The following is a 20,836-nucleotide window of genomic DNA, read 5'->3' as shown; positions in this document are numbered from 1 at the left end:
CAAAGGGATGCAAGACAATGGCTGACGCGATGTTAATAGAATCGGTGATAGTCCACGGGTTGACCTATCGCTATTGGGTTCAACCAGGTGCAGCCGGCTCAACCTATGTGGCTATTCCGGGTGGGCCGGGCTTGAATCACAGTCTGTTTCGCCCTGCATTTGAAGCTCTAGCTGGGACTGTTATCTACCTGGACTCACCGGGTTCTGGACTAAATCGGGAGCAGACGGACTTAAGCGCGTATCAAGAGCACTGGCTAGACGCGCTGCAAGCGATACTCGCCTTGCACGGGCCCGCGATTGTCCTTGCTCACTCTGCCGGCTGCCACACAGCTTTTCTGTTGGCTGAGCGCCTGCCAAGCCGAGTCGGGGGAATTGTCTGTATATCGCCGGTACTAGGTGGGCCCAAATCTTTGCAACGGTATTTTTCCGCGCGGGGCAATGCGCTAGCGAAAAATTTAGTACAGCAACTCTGGATCGAAAAGCGGCCGGAGTGCCTTGCCGCCTATTTTGCGCAAGTCGTACCCGAGTTAGATCCCACGCCTCTGCCACAGCAGTGGTTAGAAAAGGTGGATTTTAACTTGGATGTTTTCTTTAGCGGTGTGGACTTTGTTAGTGATATGCCCATCAGACACTTAGTTAGCCATTGTCAGGCGCCCGTTGTGTGTTATATAGGAGCACGCGACCCACTCAATTATGAGATTAAGGCGGAGCAAGCGCTGGGCGAGCTGTGTGAGTGGGTGCATTGCGCCAGGAGTGGCCACAATATTATGCTGACTGAGCCAGAGCGCTTATTGGCGGGTATAAAGGAGTTCGCCGGTCGAGTGAATTGTTATGAATTCAGTAGTAGTTGATAGTACTTTGCGACTACCCCCGCCTGAGTGCTTACCGAAAGCTTGCTCTGGATATCTTTTACCTGTTTACGGATAGTATGCTCTGAGCGGCAACGCTTTGCGGTAATACTTTTTATACAAGCCCCCTGAGCCAGGTCTTTGCAAATCGCAAACTCGGCATCTGTTAGCCCCAGCTTTTGCTGTATAGGTATTTCGGTTTTAAATAGCCCCGCTGTAGAAAGATTTAGCAAAAAGGTTCGCTGGCCTCTCGAGGTACAGGCGCTAAGGTACAGTGGAGATATATGCACAAGAACGGCTATGCTGCCGTTGATAATGATTGGCACAGTTGCACTGTCTGGTGCACCGGGTAAATCCATGGTTCTTAATGTTGCAGCAAGATTTTCTTGCGAGCTTCTATCTTTAAAACATAATCTATGCGAAAAACCAGCCGACAGGCCGCCGTCGTCCAACAGCTGCATAAATGAATCGGTGTAGTGGAGAAGCGTAAGATCAGTCGTGATTATGGCGGCGCAGCTGCCGTTTTCGGTTTGCGATGAGGCGAAATTGCTGTGCTGCAGGCGTAAGGCGTGTTTTATATGCCGAGATAGAGAGTTAAAGAAATATTCTTCTGCTTCGCTGATAGGGCCAGCCGCATCGGAGCGTAAAAAGCTGACTCGCGCAGAGATATCATCCTGCCACTGCCAATAGCCACCGATCGCATTGTTGATCTGGTACCGCTTTAAAAAATCATTATAAAACTCACTCTTTTTATAGTTTTCTGGTGTAACCACTCTGTGGCTCGGGGTAAATACCCCTTCTTTTGAACGCTCCTGCAGGGCCTTATACCAAATGTCGCGGGAGTGAAAATGCTTGAGATACAAAGATTCATATTCACTGGGGTTATTGTGGTGCTGCCTCGATATGGGTTTTAAAGATTGGTTGTTAACCAAGGTGACGTTGGCCAGCTCATACCGCAATTCCTTTTTAATCAATGCCATAAAAGATTTCCAGGCGCTGGCGTCAAAGGCGGTAGAGTAAATCAGCTCAATCGCTTGCTCACGCAAGTTGCTGTGGGAACACTGCATATCCATTTTCGCTTTCCACTTCCGTTTGTTCGGCATCTATTACCGATATTTGCACCATATGGGTTATGGCCGCTGCCAGTGGTCCCTTGCATACTAAAACTGCACCCGGACTTCTGGTGCCAATACACTGTTAGAGACAGGGACGTTTCGTTTAAATATTAGGCCAAGCTATGTCGCAGAATGCAAGAGTAACGGCGGGTTCATTTTGGCAGCAGCTTTATCAGCGCTTGCCATCTAAAGGCAAAGCTTCTGAGCTGTCGCTTGGGCGCTGTTTACAGCTTGAGACTGAGCCTCCAGAGGTGTTGCCGCAGCGGGACAAGTTGCAGGCCTATTATTGCCCTGATGCCAGCCTGAAGCTGCCGCTGCTGTGGCACAATCAGCCTCTCGATGAGGGCACAAGCGTAGTCGTAGAGTCTCAGGGAATTGGGGGTTACAGTGAGGGCAATATTGATGTCTGGATATCTTTACGCAATAAAAGTCCGTCGGTTAAAAGGCTAGAGGCGAGTGCAGTATTTTTTGATGAGCGTGGGGTGATCATTGGATCACGCCGGTATTGGCAAAAGTTAAAGCTGCCCCCCGATTCGACAGTTATTTTTGTTAAGTCATCCTATCGGGCTCGCATTGAGGCCGCCTCGATTCAGTTGCGTCAAGCCGAGCGCCAATAACCGCTTATAACGCGTCTGTTCGCGTCCGCGTTTGAGAATGAACTCGTATTGATCCTTATGTCAGTTACTTGGCCTCAGGTAAAGCCTCACCGCAATGCTTGCAATGTGCTGCGTCGGCTTCGTGTCCGCTGCGCTGGCAGCCGGGGCAATACCGCCGGTGGCGATCACGCTGCATTTCCTGGGCGAGCTCGGCGGTGAGAATACCGGTAGGAACGGCGATAATAGAATAACCGGTGAGCATGGCAGCGGCGGAGATAATCTGCCCCAAAATGGTTTGTGGCACAATGTCGCCGTAGCCTACCGTGGTAATCGTCACAATCGTCCAGTAAATACTTTTGGGAATGCTGGTAAAGCCATGCGCAGGGCCCTCCACCATATACATCAGCGAGCCAAAAATAACCGACAGCACCAGCACGGAAGAGAAGAATACAAAAATCTTGCGTCGTGCCAGCATCATTGTGCGCATCAGCAAATTGGCTTCGCTCAAATAGCGCGCGAGCTTAAGGATACGGAAAATCCGCAGTACTCGAAGCAGGCGAATAATCAAAAGGTTATTGGCGCCGGGAATAAAAAACGCCAGATAAGACGGCAAAATCGACAGTAAGTCGACAATACCGTAAAAACTTTTTATGTAGGCCCAGCGACGCTCGGCACAGTAGATTCGGGTAAGGTATTCGGCGGTAAACAATAGAGTAAACGTCCACTCGGCCGCCCGGAGCCAAGGCTCGTATTCACGCACAATCCACTCTACGGATTCCAGCATCAACACCAATACGCTGATGCTGATGGCCCAAATCAGACACAAGTCAAATAGCTTGCCCGCAGGGGTGTCCCAACCAAAGATAATCCGATTCAGCCGCTTTCGCAGGGATTCGCCCTCGCCAGCGGCGGCGCTTTGCGAGGTCTCATGGGGGGCTTGTTGGACTTTATCCGGCGTGCTCATATGGCTCCTTGGTTCATCTGCTGATGGCATGCTTGCCCCGATTGTACGGCTAAAATCCGCCAGCGTCATGGCTATCCTGAGGTGACGGTTCCGCCTGTAGCGATACCTGTTTTAAAAATTCCGTATTTTTGATCCTAACGGTGTGTTTGGGGTTGTGGTTTTTTTGCCTTTGAGCGCGCCTACGCCGACTGACGCCCTGGATTTGCTCATCGAATAGGCTTTGTTAGCCCGCCGCAGTGACTTTACCGGGGCTTGTCACTACTGTGCTCTTCGTGGGCTAAACAAGTATTCAGGGCCAGGGTTACTCGCTATGTTGCAGCATTAAAACCAGCGCCGGGGAGCTCATAAGCGTTGCCGTATCGGTACCTTGTAAATTATTAAACTCGATAAGGCTGTGAAGGGTTTTTACATAGGCCGGGCCTCGCTCTGAGTAGCGAGTTAAGGTCTCGGCAGCGCTCGAACCATCGAAGGGCCTGTTCTGTTCTCGGTAGCTTTTCCGCCTTTCGCGAAACGGTCGATAGGCATGGTGTGTATTTAAATTGCGCGCGTGTGCTTGCACCGATTGCAGCGGCGAGGCGAAGCTGGCTATTTTGTAATCCCCTTTGCCGCTGCGTCGATTTTGTGGGGCTATACCTTCGCCAGACCAAGTCCACTGGCCGAAAAGCGCGTTGCCGGCAAAGGCAAAGCGCGAGGTGCCCCAGCCGCTTTCTTCCGCTGCCTGAGCGAGAACCAGAGATGGCGGGAGCGTGTCTACCCGCTTGAGCAGTTGATTAATAACTGCGCTCTGGGATGTGTCGCCTTCAGCTACGTCGTAAGCCTGCGCCGTCTGGGTCAGCCACTGCTGCTGCTCGGTATTAAGTGACTTTTGCTCGGCGAGTCTTAGCAATTTTTTTCGGTCGTTGAGAATAATTTCGTTGCTGCGCAAGACTAAAGGTAAAAGCAGGCGAAAGAAAAGTCGTTTTTTCAGGTCGACTGTGATTTTTTGGCTGGTATGCGAACTCCAGCGCTGGGGTATATCAGCAATATATAGCCGTGGTATGCCACGGTCGCCTTCTAGCCAGGCTTCTTTGGTATAGCCGAGATCTCCGAATAGTCGCAACAGGTCCTGATAGCCATTGACGAAAAAGTACTGCGTGTTGTTTTCGCCATCACTCGCATCATCCAGTAAATCTTTTGCATCGGCAAAAAAGCTTAGTACTAAAAGACCAGTACAGAGAATCAATTTCATAACGACGGATAGGTGCTCGTTCAGGTTGAGAGACATATAGCTAAGGGGCTGGCCGAAAACGATACATTATAGAGCTGCGCGCCAAACAATGTATCAAGAGTATTGTTTGGGCTCAACGGTTCGCCAATTCGCTGCTTACCCACTCGCTCTCTTGAAAACTTCACTTGCTGATTTTGTAAGTCTTACCATCGGGCTAAGTCATTCGACGGAGGGTCAGGTTGTGGCACGGAGTTGCTAGGCTCGATAGTGATTGTTTACTGAGCAAAGCTGCGTTTTTTCGCACACCTTTTAATGTGTGTATCACAGCTTGGAGCGAAGAATGTGAAGCCGCTCCAAATCTGAAAGTTAACATATTTTTTGGCATGTTGGTTGCGATAGCTACCTGCGATATCGCTCAAACCCCTGTGTTGTCAGCGATCGATTCTTAGGATGATTTAGGAGTAGTACCTATGTTTAAGCAGGTTTTTTCAGTGTGTGTTCTGTGCGCTTCATCAGCTTCTGTAATGGCGCAATCTGCGGACAATGGCTGGCGGTTTCAACCCGAATTTTCTGTCGGTGGTGGTTACGGTGTCACTAAAATGAAAGACGGTGACTTTGATGAGGACGAGGCGGCGAAAAAAGCGTTTGCCTTGGTTAAGTTTAACGAGTACATCGGCGTTGAAGGGGCGTACATCGATTTTGACGAAGCCAGTAATGATGTTTTTACCTTTGATCCGTCGGGTACTTCTTTGGCTCTCATTTTAGAAGCGCCCCTGACCGAAGTTTTTTCTCTCTACGCCAAAGGGGGGCAACTTTGGTGGGACAGTGATGCAAGGCTGAACACGGATGTCGCTAATCTGGAAGAAGATTTTGACGGCGACGACACTTTTTGGGGTGTAGGTACAAAGTTTCAAATCGCGGAGCATTTAGACCTGCGCGTCGAGTATGAGCGTTTTAATTTTGATATTGAGCGCGACGAAGTCAATGTGCTGCAGAGCGAGCCGCTGAATATGGATGTGGACTACGCCAGCGTCAACCTGCAGTACACATTCTAATACCACGGACTTTGGGGGTGAATTTGGGATGCTCGTTCGACTAAGGGCATCCTTTTACCAAACCATTGAGGTGAATGTTATGAGTAATTTACGTAAAACTGTGTTTGCTAAAACGGCCGCTCTAGCTCTGTTGGGCAGCTTGTCTGTGTCTCCCTTGGCGCTGGCTGGGGAAATGCAAAAGAACGGCGAGCGGAGCGTGTATGAGTCTTCGGTCAATTTAAAAGCTTTTTCTCAGGTGGATAAAGACACCAGTGGCCAGGTGGAGTTCTCTGAGTTAAAGAGTGCCTATCAGCAGGACTTAAAGCAGCGCGACTGGAGTGAAGATAAAGTGATGGATCGCTTTGACGACAACGCCGATGATGCGCTTAACAGCGAAGAGTATGCAGTGTTCGCCCGTGAATTGCTGCGCAGTGATCGGCTATCACAGTCGGAGCTTGAATCGCAGGCCCAGACCAGTGGCCAGGCTCGCTCACTTGCCAGTCACCCAGAAGGCTCGGGTATGACTGCGGAAATGGATGGCGAAGCCCAAGGTGTTGCGCAGTATTCGACCCGCGAGACTGCCGATCCGGCGGAGTCTGATGGTCCGTCATTGGCTTCAGCGCCCGCTACTCAGGCTAAGAACCTTGAAGGACGCGATGTTGTGAATCGCGAAGGCGAAACTCTGGGCGAAGTCGAAAAAGTCATTGTCAAAGATAACCGGGTGACCGATCTGGTGATCAGCGTGGGTGGCTTTATCGGCATTGGCGACAAGGAGGTTCTGGTGGACGCGCGCCAGTTCAAGGCTGAGGGAAACCAGATCGTATGGAATACCCCCATGAGTGAAGACCAGCTGGATAATATGCCAGAGTACCGCGAAGAGCAGTATTCCCTGGGCCATTAATAATGCCTGTAATCCTGCCTGACTACCTTCGGGACAGCCCGAAGGTAGTCTGTCCAGCTTGCGCTAATTTAGTAAAAGTCTTGCTGCCTATTGCGACTGATAATGCTGGCTTTTATGTGGTCGCCCTCACTTTGCAACTCTACCAAACCAATACCGCATTGGTTTAATAGTCGGTCGTGTTTTTGTCCGGGTACATGACGTTGTCGGACTTTCATGCGGCGGCGCTTGGTAAATAGGTTTAGCGGCGAGCGGCTGGCGTAAAGCCAGCGATTTAGTCTGTCGAACCATTTTAACAAGGATGCCGGAAAGGTATTTTTTAGACCGCTGGCAGTAATTTGAGTGATTTCCGGGCTGTGCTTACGCCGCCTAATGGTTACGTCGTAGACAAAGGAGTAATGCACATCGCCCGATAAAATAATAAAGTGTGGCGGCGTTTTCAGATGGGAGAATATATTCAGCATCACATTGGCTGCGCCCGGGTGGGCCATCCAGTTTTCTGCATCTACCATCAGCGCTTTGCCAAAGAAAGTAAAAATACGCTGTACCACTTCAATCAGCTTCACCCCAAACACCGGACTGGGTGAAACCATGATAACGCTTTTATGGCCAATCAGTTTTTGCTGCATATCGGTTAGCGCTTCCCAATCCATCAAGCCCGATGGCCGATTGGGGCTGGATTCCGAGCGCCAGCGCCGAGTGCGGGTGTCCAGCACCACGACAGGGGGTTGGGTGTCCAGCTCATAGTGCCAGTGTTCCCAGTCCAAAAGTGTGTCAATCAACTCATCTTGACGGTTGATTGCCTCGTCGGCAAAAAGTGAATCCAGCCTGCTGGCGAGAGGCTTGAATACTTCCGGTTGGTTGCCCCAGCCCTGACACAGCCAGTACGCGATCAGGGCATTGCCAATAATACGCCGCGAAAACGGGTGACCGTAAGCAGTCTCCTCCCAGCCTCGGGTAAGATTCCAGTCATCGGTGACATCGTGATCGTCAAAAATCATATAGCTGGGCAGGTGTGCCATTAGTCGTTGCACTTGTCCTAGGCCGTCGGCAAAGTGATTTATGTGTTTGAGCTCATTGAGGTACTGTTCGCGATACTGGTCTTTCATTCCGCCCGGTGGCTGTTGCACATTTACCAGCGTCCAACAGATGGGAGACCAGGTCAGCAGGTACATGGCCAGCATTTCGCTGAGTGAGATTAAGTGGTTGTGTGCTCCTGCTGAAGTAAAAATAGGCTTTTCGGCACCGCCAAAAAACAGCTCTAACAGATCGCGATTGGCTTTATTACGCGGCAGCAGTTGTTCGCGTTCATAGTAATTGTTGTCGCAGCTAAACAGCGATTGTGTGTCATCCACCGTAGCGCCGCTAAAACTTTCATCGCGCAGGCCAAGTTTGGCAATCAGCTGGTGGATAGCGGCAAGCATTGGGCCCGCCACATCGTCGGCGTAGACTTGATCGCCAGTCATTAATAACAGCGCCGGAGTCTGCTGGGTGTTACCGCGTGTTTGCGCCATTAGTCTGTCGGCATCGCACAGGCCATCTTCCCCAGGGTGATGGGGCTTACGGCAAGACCCGTGCAGCAAACGTTTAAGTTTGGGTTGGATGATAAAGCTCGGACGGGGTTCGTCAGCGTAGCACAGCTCGCTAAGGCGTTCGCGCAACGCGATTTTCTCACCGTTAAATATCAGTTCGTAGCCAATAGGCTCGCCTTCTGGCAGAGGCGTTGAAAGCTTTAAATGCAGCAGTTGCAAGTAACAGCGTTCCCCTGCCGGCAGTTGGTGCTGTGTGGGGTTAAAGGTTTGGACGGTGTTATCTGGCTGGTGCAGTTGCACCTGGATATGGCTGCGGCGACTGGTACACAGCCACAGGGTTACTTGTGAACTTGTGGTATGGCGCAGTATGGGGCCTGCGAGAATCAGTGGCAGAGTGTCTGTCATAGGTTGGCAAGTCCGTTACGGCAGTGCAGTAGAATAGTGCGGCTATTGTAGCGAATTTAAAATTCCCACAGCGTTGCTACTATCCAAATAAGGGCAACAGGTTCTAAAATCCAGGCATGAGTCTTAAACATATCGACAAATTGTTACACCCCTCATCGGTTGCGGTAATTGGCGCTTCCAATCGCGCTAACCGACCGGGTAATGCCGTCATGCGCAACCTGCTGCAGGCAAGTTTTGCCGGCCCCATTATGCCCGTTAACCCCAAGTACTCAGCTATTAATGGGGTCTTAGCCTACGGCTCGATTAATGAGCTGCCGGTGGTGCCTGATTTGGCAATTATCTGTACCCGTGCGGATCGGGTGCCCTCAATCATCGAGCAGCTGGGTGAGTTTGGCTGTCGCAATGCAATAGTTATTGCTGCCGGCCTGAGCCAGCTTGAGATAGACGGCACCACAGTACAGCAGGCCATGCTCGATGCCGCGCATCGCTGGCAAATGCGTATTCTCGGGCCCAACAGTATTGGCTTGATGGTGCCGCGTATCGGTCTTAATGCCAGTTATGCGCACACTGCGGCGCAGCCGGGTAAGATTGCCTTTATCAGTCAGTCGTCGGCGGTGTGTACCACAATTCTCGATTGGGCGGACAAGCGCAGCATCGGTTTTTCTCATTTTATTGCCCTGGGTGATGGTGCGGATGTTGATTACGATGAGCTGCTGGATTACTTGGGGCGCGATGGCAAAACCAGCGCGATTTTGCTGTATGTAGAATCCATTCGCAGCGGCCGGCTGTTTATGTCGGCGGCGCGGGCAGCCTCGGTGCACAAACCCATATTGGTGATTAAAACCGGCCACACGTTGCAAAGCCTGGAGGCGGCAGCCACAGTAGCGCCGGATCAAGTCGGCGCAGACGGTGTCTACGATGCCGCCTTTCGCCGCGCCGGTATGTTGCGGGTAGGGGAGTTGCGCGAGCTGTTTGCCGCAGTCGAAACACTGGCCCACGGCAAACCGATACACGGTGAAAGGCTCACCGTACTAACCAACGGCGTAGGTCCCGCGCTTATGGCGGTGGATACCTTAATCAGTAATGGCGGTCGTCTGGAAACCCTGAGCGAGGAAACCCAGCAGCGCTTGAGCGAGGTGGTTCCCGTCGGGGGGCGCAGCGCCAACCCCGTTAATCTATTGGGCGATGCCTCGCCCGAGTTGTACCAGCAGGCGTTGGAAATCCTGTTAGACGCTCCTGAGGTCGATAATTTACTGGTATTACACGGCCCTTCGGCGCTTGTTTCTGGAGAAACCTACGCCGCAAAAGTCATTCAAACCATAAAACGCAAATCGGGGCGCATCCCCAATGTTCTGGTGGCATGGATGGGTGAGGGCGCTTCGGTGGCGGGGCGGCAAAAATTCTCTCGAGCGGGAATAGCATCATTTCGCACGCCCGAAGGGGCGGTGGGCGCATTTATGCATATGGTGCAATACCGTCGTAACCAAAAGCTGCTGCTGGAAACACCAGAGTCGGTGCCCGCCGGTATTCCCCACGATATTCTCAGTGCCCGCAAAATTGTCAACCTGGCCCATAGCCGGGGCGATAATCAGCTAAACACCGAAGACATTGTGCCTTTGCTGCAGGCCTACGGGATTAAAACTCTGCCCACTTCTACCGCACTGACACCGGGAGAGGCAGCGCTGCAGGCCTCGAGTATCGGTTTTCCGGTCGCGTTAAAAATTGTCTCACAGGATATTCTGCACAAATCCGAAGTCGGCGGAGTTGTGCTTAACCTGCACGCGGCGCAAGAGGTGCATCAAACCGCCGAGAATATGCTCAAGCGTGTGGCAACCACTTATCCCCAGGCGAAGGTCGAGGGATTTACCTTACAGCAAATGGCCCGCCGCGCCGGTGCCTACGAGCTGCGCATTGCCGTTAAAAACGACCCGGTGTTCGGCCCGGTTATTTTATTGGGCGAGGCTGGCACAGAGCTGGATACCCAGCGCCATACCGTGGTTGCTCTGCCACCACTTAATATGGCGCTGGCTCGTTACCTGGTTATTCAGGCGCTGGCCGAGGGCAAAATTCGCGATCACAATTTGCAACAGCCACTCAACCGCCACGCGCTTGAGGTACTGCTGACCCAGGTCAATCAAATTGTAATTGACCATCCGGAAATCCAGGAGTTGGATATTAATCCACTGCTCGCTTCCGGCGCGGAACTTACGGTGCTGGATATCAGCGTAAAGTTGGGCGATCCGCAAACACGACAACTTGCGATTCGGCCATATCCGAAAGAGCTTGAAGAGCCAATCAGTTTAAAAAATGGACGTGAGGTGGTACTGCGTCCGATCCGCCCAGAAGATGAGGCAGCCCACCGTGAATTTGACCGCCGCCTGCTGGGCGCCGACCGCTACAACCGCTACTTTGCCGAAATGCCAAGCCTGGGTCACGAGCAGCTGGCAAGACAAACGCAAATTGATTACGACCGCGAAATGGCCTTTATTGCCAGCGCCAAATGCGAAGACGGCAGTGAAGAAACCTTAGGTGTTGTGCGCGCCTTGATGGACCCGGAAAACACCGAAGGCGAATTCGCCGTGGTGGTGCGCGCCGATATGAAAGGCCAGGGACTAGGTAAACGGTTGTTGCTAAAAATGCTCAATTACTGCCGCGACAGTGGCATTGATTATTTAACCGGCGAAACCATGCTGCAAAATCATGGCATGGCGGGCTTAGCTAAGTCGCTAGGTTTTGCGGTAAAGCGAGATATGGAAGAGGGGGTAATTACCATGCGGTTTGATTTTAAATAAAACTGTTGCGGGTAGGTAAAGGGATTTCTAATGAAAATAATAACGGCGCCCCAGAGTATGGATATCATTTACTCTATGGGTTTTGATGCCTGGAGCGAGGGACAGTCTCTACAAGATTACTTGATAAGCTGTCGTAAAAGCCGCAAGTACCAATCAGGCTCGTGGTACACACTCTGTGTTAATGATACGCCTGTTTCTTCCCTGATCGTGTACACAAATCAGTTTGGTTTAAGCGAGCATTGTTACGGCATAGGTTCTGTGGTAACCGCGCCTACTTACCGGCGAAGGGGCTACGCGGCTTACCTGGTTTCTAAAATTACACAAAGGTTGCTCAGCCAACACAAAGCAAATGCAATCTATCTGCATAGTGATATTGCTGCAGATTATTATCACAAGCTTGGGTTTGAGCGTGTTGGTAATAGCTGCTGGATGATCTTCAGGGCAGCAGGGTTTAGTGGGAAGCCTTGTATACCCTCTTATTTTTAGGCTTATTAAAGCTGTTCGTACCCATTAGATGTTTAAGAACTTGCTCCGCTTTCCTGTGAGTTAGGTTTCTATTACACGATTTTTATTGATATGGACAAGAGGCAGCCCGTATCGCCAGTAGCAATCGGCGAAACGGACTGTGCTTTATGTGTTCATCTATTTAAAAGCTCTGGATCGGCATTTCCCGCCATCGTGATGCAGGCACGGCAGGCTCTGGGCAATCTGGATACTCACCAGAATTTTCATCCAGATATTTCGCCACCTCAGTTAATACCGCAGGCTCGCGAGTCTCTGGCGGGGTAATAAAAATTCCCTTGTCTCGCAGCCAGAGGCCAAGCGATAGGCTGCTGCTATAGCGCACAATAGGCGCGGCCAGAACCAGGCCTGCCAGTACCGGGGTCATCCACCAGAAAAAAACCGGTGTTAGAACATAGCTGACACCGCCCCACAAAAGCGCTACCAAGGTGGCCGGCAGTGTGTGAGCGAAGGCCTCACGCCAGGGGACCATGCGACCTTCTCGCGCCTGAGCGTTCCAACTGACTTTGTGGCCGACAAGAACCGAGACCACAAAATAGGCGTGGAAAACCATCATCAACGGGGCAATTAAAATGGCAAACAGAGTTTCAATGGTCGCCCCGGCAAGTAGCTTAATAGCGCCACCAAACTCTGCACGTCTGTGTATCAGCGCGATAATTACACCGAATACCTTGGGCAAAATAAGTAGTGCCACTGTGAGGCTGAGTAGGGAAAATATCAGTCCGGTTTTGGCAATGGGCCAGTTGGGAAATAACTGAAAGCCAGACGTAAAGAACTCGTTGCTGGTGGTGGCGCGTACCACAGCGTCAATGCTGCTTAGTGCGAGCATACTCAGCCATAGCAGTGACGACACATAGGCGATAGCACCCTGCAAGAAGTGCAGGCGGCTCAAGCCGTGCAGACCTTTACCGCGCACAATTCCCATGTGCTGAATGTTGCCCTGTACCCAACGGCGATCGCGGGTGGCGTAATCGAGCATATTACTGGGCACTTCTTCGTAACTGCCACGCAAATCTGCCAGTAATATTACGTCCCAGCCGGCGCGGCGCAGCATCGCGGCCTCGACAAAGTCGTGGCTGAGAATTTCGCCGCTGAATGGCCCACGGCCTTTTAACTCGGGCAGGCCGCAGTGCTGGATAAAAGGATCGATACGGATAATCGCATTGTGCCCCCAATAGTTGGCGGTATCGGTCTGCCAAAAAGCAAGACCGGTGGCGAGCATTGGGCTGTAAAGGTCGGCGGCAAACTGCAAAAAGCGGCCGAACATGGTGTGTTGGCGCACAGGGATCGGCACGGTTTGTACCAGCGCCGCTTTGGGGTTTTGCTCCATAGCGTGCACCAGCGATAGCATGCACTCGCCACTCATTACGCTGTCGGCATCCAGCACTATCATGGATTCATACTGATCACCCCAGCGACAGCAAAAATCGCTGACATTGCCGACTTTGCGCCCGGTGTTATTCACCCGGCGGCGATAATATACCTTTTCGGCAAGAGGCCCCAGTCGTTCGCACAGCCGCTGCCAGGCGCCGGCCTCGGCGCGGGCAATGTCAGGGTCTTGGGTGTCGCTAATCAGGTAAAAATCGAAAGCGTCGAGCTGGCCGGTTTGCTCCAGCGAGCGCAGGCTGGACTCAAAGCCCGCGATCACGCGACCGGTATCCTCGTTGTACACTGGCATGATTACCGCAGTGCGGGTGTTAACCCGTGGGTGAGGCGAGGGAATGGATGTCTGCCGTTTTAATGTCAGCGGGTCAATTTTGAAAAGCTGCAGAGCAAAACCTATTGCGCCGCTGGTGAAGGCAAACACAATCCATAAAAAAGTGATGGCGAATAACCCCAGCAAACTAATTTCTAACCAGGTGATTTCATTGGGGCGCAGGATTTCGAACATCATGCCCACCCCGAGGGCGCCGAGCAAAAAAACCAAGGTGAAAAACAGCGCCCGGCGTGCGGTCTTCCCCGGCATGGTAATGGTGTTTTCTCGCGGCCGATCATTGGAATGATCGCTATCGGCGGCACCGGTGGGTTCCTGCGACGACATTTTACTGTACAGCATCGGGGTACCAGACATAGCTCCAAACCTCGCTCAGTTGTTGGTCGCGCATGGACAGAGATACTTGCATATCGGCGGGGGCTTCGCCCGCGGGAATTAAGGTAAACGCGATGCGCCAGGTGCCTGGGGTGGGCAGCGACTGCACTACCACATCGGTAATTTCGCCGCCGGTCACCGCGGTTTGTGCCTCAAGCTCCGCTTCGGGAGAAATATTGTCCAGTTCGCCGCCGCTAAAATCGATGGCAAATTTGCGGTGTGCGCGAGGTGGTCCGTCTTCCTGGCCGGGTATCGCCGCCCAGCCGGTTCGGGTGCGCTCAACCTGGGCCAGTGTTTGTTCTGGCAGGCGATCTTCAAAGGTGCGCAATTGATAGGCGTACAAGTGTTCAACCTTGGGTTGCAGAGGCTCTTGCGGCACCCAGTAGGCCACAATGTTGTCATTGGTTTCGGAGTCGGTAGGTATTTCCACCAGCTCGACTCGGCCTGTCCCCCATTCGCCCTTGGGCTTGACCCATAAACTCGGGCGCTCGGCATAGTGAGCTTCGGCATCGAGATAACTGTTGAAATGACGGTCGCGCTGCAGCAGGCCAAAGCCCTTGGGGTTGGTCTCTTGCATGGATGAAACGCGCAGTACCTGGGGGTTGCTAAGAGGCCGCCAGGTCCAGTTGCCCTGCGTGTTGTGCACCAGCAGACCGTCCGAATCATGAATTTCGGGGCGGATATCGTCCACATAAACCGTGCTGTTTTCACCGCTAAAAAACATGCTGGTTAAGGGCGCTATCCCCACTTTGTTGATTTCGGTGCGCGGATAAAGCGCAGCGTCCACATCCACTATGGTGGGCGCGCCCGGCTTCAGGGTAAAACGGTAGGCGCCGCTTATCGAGGGGCTGTCCATCAAGGCAACCACGGTTAAGCTGGTCTGTTCTTTATCTGGTTGTAATAGCCAGAAATCGCGAAATACAGGGAATTCTTCGCCGCTGCTCTCGGCGGTGTCAATGGCCAGGCCGCGGGCGGAAATGCCGTACACCTGGCCTGGGCCGACGATACGAAAATAGGTGGCACCCTGAAAAACAATAAACTCGCTTTTGCGGTCCGCTTCATTGAGTGGGTAATGAACGCGAAAGCCAGCATAGCCTAAGTCTTGGGTGACGGCTTCAGCGATGGGTTTGGCTTGATCGCCATAACGGAAGAATTCGGGCTTAAAAGGGATGCGGGCGCTGGCGCCTGCGCGGTCTACCGTGGTGATGTTAACCGGTTCATTGTAGTAAAAGCCCGGGTGAAAAAATTGCACTTCGAACAGCGAGTCGTGCTGCCATAGGCCCGCCTCGCGGCGAAAGTGAATGGAGCGGTACTGCTCGTAATTCATCTCGCGCAGGGTTTGCGGCACATTGTACTCTGGTTCCTGATAAGGTTGCTGCGCGAGTTTTGCGGCGCGTTCCTTGGCGATATTAAATACCACGTCGGGCGCGCTTTTTTCGACTGTTTGCGCTGCACCCGGTAAAGAGATACCGCTGAGGGCAAGGCAGGAAAAAAATAACAGGGCGTAAAAAACCTTGCTTGCCAGTTTTGATTGGGCAGGCCTTGAAGAATCGCGGAAGCCGCGCGAAGCATTGCTCATGGTTGTGTCCCGGGTAAAGTTGTACTGACTGAGCCAACAGCTGAGCAATTAGTTTGCCAGTTGCTAAATGGCAAGCTAAATGATCGAAGTGGCGGTTAAAATTCGCCAACTTCAGGAAAATTCTAGGGGTCGGTGGCTGTTGGCAGCGCGCCGCAAGCCGCGCCCAGCAAGCCGCTTTGTAGGCTTTACACGTCGGGGAACAATCGTTGCAGAGCTTAGAAAATAGAGTGCAGAAATTAGAGTTTCGCCAGTGCTTTTACGTGGGCTACTACGCTGCGCCCCAAAGCGGGCAAGTCGTAACCGCCCTCCAGCATTGAGACTATACCTTTGCACTCGTCGTGAGTGTCCAGGTAATTGCGCAATGCGGTACTAACCCATTGGTAATCCTGCTCCAGCAAACTCACCGATGACATATCGTCCTGTAAATGCGCATCAAACCCCGCCGAAATAAACAGCATCTGCGGCGCGAAGTCTTCTAGTGCAGGTAGCCAATGCCGCTCGACTGCATCGCGAAACTCGGGGCCTTTTGTCGTTGCCGGCAGAGGCACATTAACGATGTGCGCGCGGTCAGTTTGAGTTGGAGTGTTAGGATAAAAAGGATGCTGAAAGGTCGAGCAAAAAAGCACCCGGGGTTCATCCAGAAAAATATCCTGTGTGCCGTTGCCGTGGTGTACGTCAAAATCGAGAATAGCAACCCGGTCTAATTTGGCCTCATCCAGTGCATAGCGCGCCGCGATAGCGATATTGTTGTAAAGGCAAAAGCCCATCGCCCGGGCGCGCTCGGCGTGGTGGCCGGGGGGGCGTACATTGCAAAACACAGTCTTGCTCACTCCCTGCATGATTAAATCCACTGCCTGGGGGCCAGAGCCTGCGGCGTGGCGGGCGGCGGTTAGGGTCGCCGGGCTCATCCAGATATCGTCGGCAAAGGTTCGCACACCACTGGCCGGTGGCAAATCTTCAAGGTTTGCCAAGTAATCGGCATCGTGAACTGCTTGCAGTTGGGCATCGGTAGCGGGCAGGGCATCGCGCTCGCTGATGACAAAATCCAGGCCGCTGGCGATTAACTGATTGCGAATCGCCTCGATGCGTTCCGGGCACTCGGGGTGCCCGGCGGGGGATAAGTGTTGCAGACAGCTCGGGTGGCTGATAATGATCATGAGCTTGCGCCTAGAGTTTCAACTTGACTCCCAGTCTACTTAAAAACGCACCAATCCACATAATGACCAGAGCAAATCCGACCGACCAGAGCACTCCCGCCATGCCCGAACCGAACAGGGCCGGCCGGTAATGAATACCTGCAAGTCCGAACGCGGCGATCAGGATATACGGCAGAATGTAGACCAGCAGCGGGTTGGCCGCCGCCGGGGCAAAAAATTGGCACCAACGAGTGTAGCCGCGCGCATCAACCAGCCAATAGGTTAGACAAAAAATCAGGCTGCAGAAAAATATACTGAACATTCCCCAGCTCGGGGTCGCCCAAATCTTGGAAATGGGGGATACCTGCCAAATCAGCACTGCAAGAATGCCACTGAGTGCGACAAACACAGTGCCATTAAGGGCTTTGCCAGGTGCCAGCTGGGTATTGTAGAAAAGAGTCGATAACGCAGCGCCTGCCAACACAATGGCGGCATGAGTATTGTTGCGGTTGTTCTCTTGCACAATGGCGAGCGCCGATCCCGCCTCGGCTTGTATAGCGGCAAAACCAAAATACAGTGCGAACAGCGCCAGCGCACCGATAATAATAAAGGCCAGATGTGTGCCTGCGTGGTGCATGTTTAGAGACAGTAAATAGACAATACTGGCCATTAAGTAGGCCCAGCCGATTAATCCTAAAATGCCCCACCACTGGGTGGTCATGCCCTGACCGTTATTGCCCCGGTACAAATACCACAGAACCAACAACATGGAGGCGCCAAACAATTTTGGGGCTAAGCTGCCAAGGGCTGGCCATCGCCTCGGGTAAGAGCACCAAATTAATAATACGGCGGCGTACATCAACAGCACCCATAAATCCATCGGCAACAGCATAGCCGCTTCGTCGAAGCCGCTTATGGTGTTTACCATAAATACGCCGATCACAATCAGGCTTAGGCTGCGAATGAGTACATGAGCAAAGACTTGCTTCAGGTTATCGCCTTTTTTCAGTCGTGCGGCCGTGGCAAAAGGCAAAGACATGCCGACGATAAATAAGAATGCCGAAAACACTAAATCAACGAAGGTCATGCCATCGACATCGGCGGGCAGGTGTTTCATCCAGGAGGGTATGTTATGTACGCCGGCCAGTTCGTTAACGAACACCATGGTAAGGATAGTAATGCCGCGAAACACATCGATGGACAGCACACGCTGCGCAGCAATAGAAAGTTGAGTCATGTTGAGCCTTGATTGTTGTTATTGTGGCAGCGCAGCGGTAAATGAACCGCTGCGCTGTATATTGGAGTAGTCGTTTAGTGCCCCAGCTGCTTTTCCAGCTGTTGGTTTTCACGCTCGATATGCTTAAAAAATTCAGGGTCGCTTAAGCTGCTGGCGGCTTGCTCGTCGATGATCAGCACGGCATCTTTGTGTAGCTGCAGCGCCGAGGCTGGACACGCAGCGGTCAGTGGGCCCTCAACGGTAGCTTTGATAGCCTCGGCTTTGGCCGCACCCGTCGCCAGTAGAACAACTTTTTTCGATTCTAAAATTGTCCCGATACCCATGGTGATGGAAAGGTGCGGCTGGTACTCGCCTTCGCTAAAAAAGCGCGCGTTGTCGTCGATGGTGGCCTTGGTTAAGGTTTTGACGCGGGTGCGAGAGGCCAGCGAGCTCGAAGGCTCGTTGAAACCAATATGTCCATTGCGACCGATACCGAGCAGTTGGATATCAATGCCGCCAGCTGTGTTAATGGCTTCTTCATATTCTTCGCATGCGGCCACTGGGTCGGAGGCATTGCCAGGTGGGACATGGGTGTTGGCTTTGTCGATATCCACATGGTTGAACAGTTTATCGTTCATAAAAAAGCGGTAGCTTTGCGGGTGTTCGCCCGCTAGACCCAGATACTCGTCAAGATTAAACGTTTTGGCTTGTTTAAAGCTCAGCTCGCCTTTGTTCACCAGCTCGATGAGTTCATTGTACAGGGCAACCGGGGTAGAGCCTGTGGCCAGACCCAGCACTGAATCGGGCTTTTTATGCAATTGCTTATTAAAAATTTGCGCCCCGTAGGCGGCGACTTCAGCGGCATCTTTTAAGATAACGACTTTCATTATTGCTCCGAAAATTAGTGTTGTTTGAAATCGCCAGCTACCCAGGTAGCGGTGACTGAAAAATCGTGAGTAAAGTGAACTAAGTCAGCGCGATAATTCTGCTCGATACGACCAAGCTGGTGGTGCAGTTGCAGATATTCTGCCGGGTAGAGCGACGCCATGCGCAGGCATTCTTCTAAGCTCAGACCAACGTCCTGATGGCTAATGCGAACCGCGTCGATCATGCCAATAGCGCTGCCGGCAAGACGTCCTTCGGCGTTAACCAGAGCGCCGTCTTTTTCAAAGATTTCTTCGCCGTAAATAGTGAAAGACTTTTGCTCGCTGCCGACCGTGGACATAGCATCGGTCACCAGATAAACCTTACCTTTGGGTTTGGCGTTGATCGCCGTGCGCACAGAGGCCGGATGAACATGGTGGTTGTCGCAAATAATGCCGCACCAAGTGGTGTCGGTATCCAGCGCCGCACCTACCACCCCGGGCTCGCGGCCGGTTTGCGGGCGCATGGCGTTGTACAAGTGAGTAAAGCCAGACAAACCTTCCTCTACTGCCTGCAGTACATCATCGTAATGGGCATTGGTGTGGCCGGCGCAGACAATCACCCCGGCCTCAACCAGCTGGCGAATCTGACCTGGGTTGGCGTGTTCTGGGGCCAGCGTGAGCATCACCTTGGCATCGCTAATGTGCGTAAGCCAATTGAGGTCTTCGCCTTCGATTTCGCGAATATACTTGGCATTGTGGGCGCCGCGTTTATCCATATCGAAAAATGGTCCCTCGATATGAATTCCAAGAATACCGGCCATGTTTTGCGCCAGGGCGTCGCTGACGGCTTTAACGCCCGCTTGGTGGGTTTGCCGGGTGTCGCTGATCAGGGTGGGTAACATGCCAGTGGTGCCGGTTGGGCGGTGGCCGTCTAACATAGTCTGAAGCGCGCCAACACTGGTATCGTTGGTAAAAAAGGCGCCGCCGCCGCCATTGACCTGCAGATCGATAAAGCCCGGGGCGAGTATTCCGCCGTTAAGCTGTACGATCTCGGCGTCCGGATGCTTCAGGACAACGTTGTCATTTTCGAGTAAAGCAAAAATTTCAGAGCCGCTGATAATCAGGGCCTGATTGTCAATAAACCGGTCACCGGTAAAAATACGGGCGCCCATCAAGGCTTGTTTCATTGCGTATAACCTGTGCTTTTGTTCGCTTGGGTATTATTATCGGCCGAGTCTGGCGAATTTGCAATCAAATGAGATCACCGCTAAGCAGCGTTAGTATTTTTGGTAAGGCCAAAATGGTTGACCAGATGGGGGCGGGCAGGTATGGTGTGGGCCTATTTTTCCAGATAGTCACTTCCATTCAATAGCGTGAGAGAGCTGTTATGAAAATTGCGTTGATGAACGAATTTAGTCAGGCGGGCAAAAACCCCATTATCCTGCAAGAACTTAAGGCGGTGGGCGCCGAGCAAAACCATGAGGTTTTTAATGTGGGTATGGATGGCGACGATGATCACCGTCTCACCTATATCCACCTGGGGATTATCGCCAGCTTGCTGCTGAACTCCAAGGCGGTGGACTTTGTCGTGAGCGGTTGCGGCACCGGCCAGGGCGCGCTTATGTCACTTAACGCCTACCCGGGCGTGTGCTGTGGTTATTGCATTGATCCGGCCGATGCCTACTTGTTTGCGCAAATCAATAACGGTAATGCGCTGGCTCTGCCTTTTGCCAAGGGGTTTGGTTGGGGCGCAGAGCTGAATGTTCGCTATATTTTTGAAAAGGCCTTTTCCGGTGTGACCGGGCAGGGCTATCCGCCAGAGCGCCGCGAGTCTCAGGTTGCCAATGCCGGTATTTTAAACGGGGTAAAAGAGGCGACTGCCAAGAGTTACCTGGATGGCTTGAAGGCCCTGGATCCAGAGTTGGTGAAGCAGGCTGTGGGCGGCGAGCGTTTCCAGCAGTGTTTCTTTGATGGTTGTCAGGACGCCGAAATTGAGGCGTTTGTGCGCAGCTTTATCTAAGCCTTGCGCGAATAAAA

The 20,836-nt window shown here is 52.4% G+C and carries 17 protein-coding genes; 7 read left to right on the top strand and 10 right to left on the bottom strand.

Features of this window, described 5'->3' with window-relative positions:
* Positions 1 to 17: 17 nt before the first annotated feature.
* Positions 18 to 851 carry an alpha/beta fold hydrolase gene (locus NHM04_RS06540; RefSeq protein WP_254266187.1) on the top strand — a complete coding sequence of 278 codons (834 nt, stop codon included), beginning with the start codon at positions 18 to 20 and terminating at the stop codon, positions 849 to 851.
* On the opposite strand, the gene NHM04_RS06535 is transcribed toward NHM04_RS06540, so the two are convergent.
* Entirely contained in the window at positions 830 to 1,921 is a 1,092-nt protein-coding gene (locus NHM04_RS06535; protein ID WP_254266186.1) for a hypothetical protein, read from the bottom strand. The genes NHM04_RS06540 and NHM04_RS06535 overlap by 22 nt on opposite strands.
* A 164-nt stretch (positions 1,922 to 2,085) precedes the next feature.
* Here NHM04_RS06535 and NHM04_RS06530 point away from each other — a divergent pair, with 164 nt between their 5' ends.
* Positions 2,086 to 2,580 (top strand): hypothetical protein, encoded by a 495-nt coding sequence (locus tag NHM04_RS06530; protein ID WP_254266185.1) that lies wholly within the window; start codon positions 2,086 to 2,088, stop codon positions 2,578 to 2,580.
* Between the two features lie 64 nt (positions 2,581 to 2,644).
* On the opposite strand, the gene NHM04_RS06525 is transcribed toward NHM04_RS06530, so the two are convergent.
* A complete protein-coding gene (locus NHM04_RS06525; RefSeq protein ID WP_254266184.1) occupies positions 2,645 to 3,523 on the bottom strand; it encodes an ion transporter in 879 nt (292 codons plus the stop codon).
* 301 nt (positions 3,524 to 3,824) lie between these two features.
* Positions 3,825 to 4,751: a glucosaminidase domain-containing protein gene (locus NHM04_RS06520; RefSeq protein WP_254266183.1), complete on the bottom strand. Its 927-nt coding sequence runs from the start codon at positions 4,749 to 4,751 to the stop codon at positions 3,825 to 3,827.
* A gap of 449 nt (positions 4,752 to 5,200) precedes the next feature.
* On the opposite strand from NHM04_RS06520, the gene NHM04_RS06515 reads away from it, so the two are divergent.
* Together NHM04_RS06515 and NHM04_RS06510 are read left to right on the top strand one after the other, a co-directional pair.
* Complete coding sequence (locus NHM04_RS06515; RefSeq protein ID WP_254266182.1) at positions 5,201 to 5,785, top strand: porin family protein; 585 nt, start codon at positions 5,201 to 5,203, stop codon at positions 5,783 to 5,785.
* A gap of 79 nt (positions 5,786 to 5,864) precedes the next feature.
* Positions 5,865 to 6,665: a PRC-barrel domain-containing protein gene (locus tag NHM04_RS06510; RefSeq protein WP_254266181.1), complete on the top strand. Its 801-nt coding sequence runs from the start codon at positions 5,865 to 5,867 to the stop codon at positions 6,663 to 6,665.
* Between the two features lie 68 nt (positions 6,666 to 6,733).
* Here NHM04_RS06510 and NHM04_RS06505 read toward each other — a convergent pair whose 3' ends face one another.
* Positions 6,734 to 8,599, bottom strand: coding sequence for an alkaline phosphatase family protein (locus NHM04_RS06505; RefSeq protein ID WP_254266180.1), 1,866 nt, complete (start codon positions 8,597 to 8,599; stop codon positions 6,734 to 6,736).
* Between the two features lie 116 nt (positions 8,600 to 8,715).
* Here NHM04_RS06505 and NHM04_RS06500 point away from each other — a divergent pair, with 116 nt between their 5' ends.
* Positions 8,716 to 11,391: a bifunctional acetate--CoA ligase family protein/GNAT family N-acetyltransferase gene (locus NHM04_RS06500; RefSeq protein WP_254266179.1), complete on the top strand. Its 2,676-nt coding sequence runs from the start codon at positions 8,716 to 8,718 to the stop codon at positions 11,389 to 11,391.
* Positions 11,392 to 11,421: 30 nt separating this feature from the next.
* The gene (locus NHM04_RS17405; RefSeq protein ID WP_371872585.1) at positions 11,422 to 11,877 is read left to right on the top strand and encodes a GNAT family N-acetyltransferase; all 456 of its coding nucleotides are present in this window, start codon (positions 11,422 to 11,424) and stop codon (positions 11,875 to 11,877) included.
* A gap of 160 nt (positions 11,878 to 12,037) precedes the next feature.
* Here NHM04_RS17405 and mdoH read toward each other — a convergent pair whose 3' ends face one another.
* The 6 genes from mdoH to nagA all read right to left on the bottom strand — a co-directional run bounded on the left by mdoH (position 12,038) and on the right by nagA (position 19,986).
* Entirely contained in the window at positions 12,038 to 13,984 is a 1,947-nt protein-coding gene (mdoH, locus tag NHM04_RS06495; protein WP_254266178.1) for a glucans biosynthesis glucosyltransferase MdoH, read from the bottom strand.
* Positions 13,956 to 15,581, bottom strand: a complete 1,626-nt coding sequence (locus NHM04_RS06490; protein ID WP_254266177.1) for a glucan biosynthesis protein — start codon at positions 15,579 to 15,581, stop codon at positions 13,956 to 13,958. The genes mdoH and NHM04_RS06490 overlap by 29 nt, the downstream gene beginning before the upstream one ends.
* Positions 15,582 to 15,817: 236 nt before the next feature.
* Positions 15,818 to 16,738, bottom strand: a complete 921-nt coding sequence (locus tag NHM04_RS06485) for a histone deacetylase family protein (protein WP_254266176.1) — start codon at positions 16,736 to 16,738, stop codon at positions 15,818 to 15,820.
* A gap of 10 nt (positions 16,739 to 16,748) precedes the next feature.
* Positions 16,749 to 17,954, bottom strand: coding sequence for a DUF5009 domain-containing protein (locus NHM04_RS06480; RefSeq protein WP_254266175.1), 1,206 nt, complete (start codon positions 17,952 to 17,954; stop codon positions 16,749 to 16,751).
* A 74-nt stretch (positions 17,955 to 18,028) separates the two neighbouring features.
* Entirely contained in the window at positions 18,029 to 18,820 is a 792-nt protein-coding gene (gene nagB, locus NHM04_RS06475; RefSeq protein WP_254266174.1) for a glucosamine-6-phosphate deaminase, read from the bottom strand.
* A gap of 14 nt (positions 18,821 to 18,834) precedes the next feature.
* Positions 18,835 to 19,986: an N-acetylglucosamine-6-phosphate deacetylase gene (gene nagA / locus NHM04_RS06470; RefSeq protein ID WP_254266173.1), complete on the bottom strand. Its 1,152-nt coding sequence runs from the start codon at positions 19,984 to 19,986 to the stop codon at positions 18,835 to 18,837.
* A 200-nt stretch (positions 19,987 to 20,186) separates the two neighbouring features.
* Between nagA and NHM04_RS06465 the strand changes: the two genes are divergently transcribed.
* On the top strand, positions 20,187 to 20,819 hold the full coding sequence (locus NHM04_RS06465) for an RpiB/LacA/LacB family sugar-phosphate isomerase (RefSeq protein WP_254266172.1): 633 nt from the start codon (positions 20,187 to 20,189) through the stop codon (positions 20,817 to 20,819).
* Positions 20,820 to 20,836 lie beyond the last annotated feature (17 nt).

Origin of the sequence: Gilvimarinus sp. DA14 (assembly GCF_024204685.1) — a bacterium.
GTDB lineage: Bacteria > Pseudomonadota > Gammaproteobacteria > Pseudomonadales > Cellvibrionaceae > Gilvimarinus.
The sequence above is the reverse complement of the archived record's forward strand: the minus strand, read 5'-3'. Positions and strand labels throughout refer to the sequence as shown.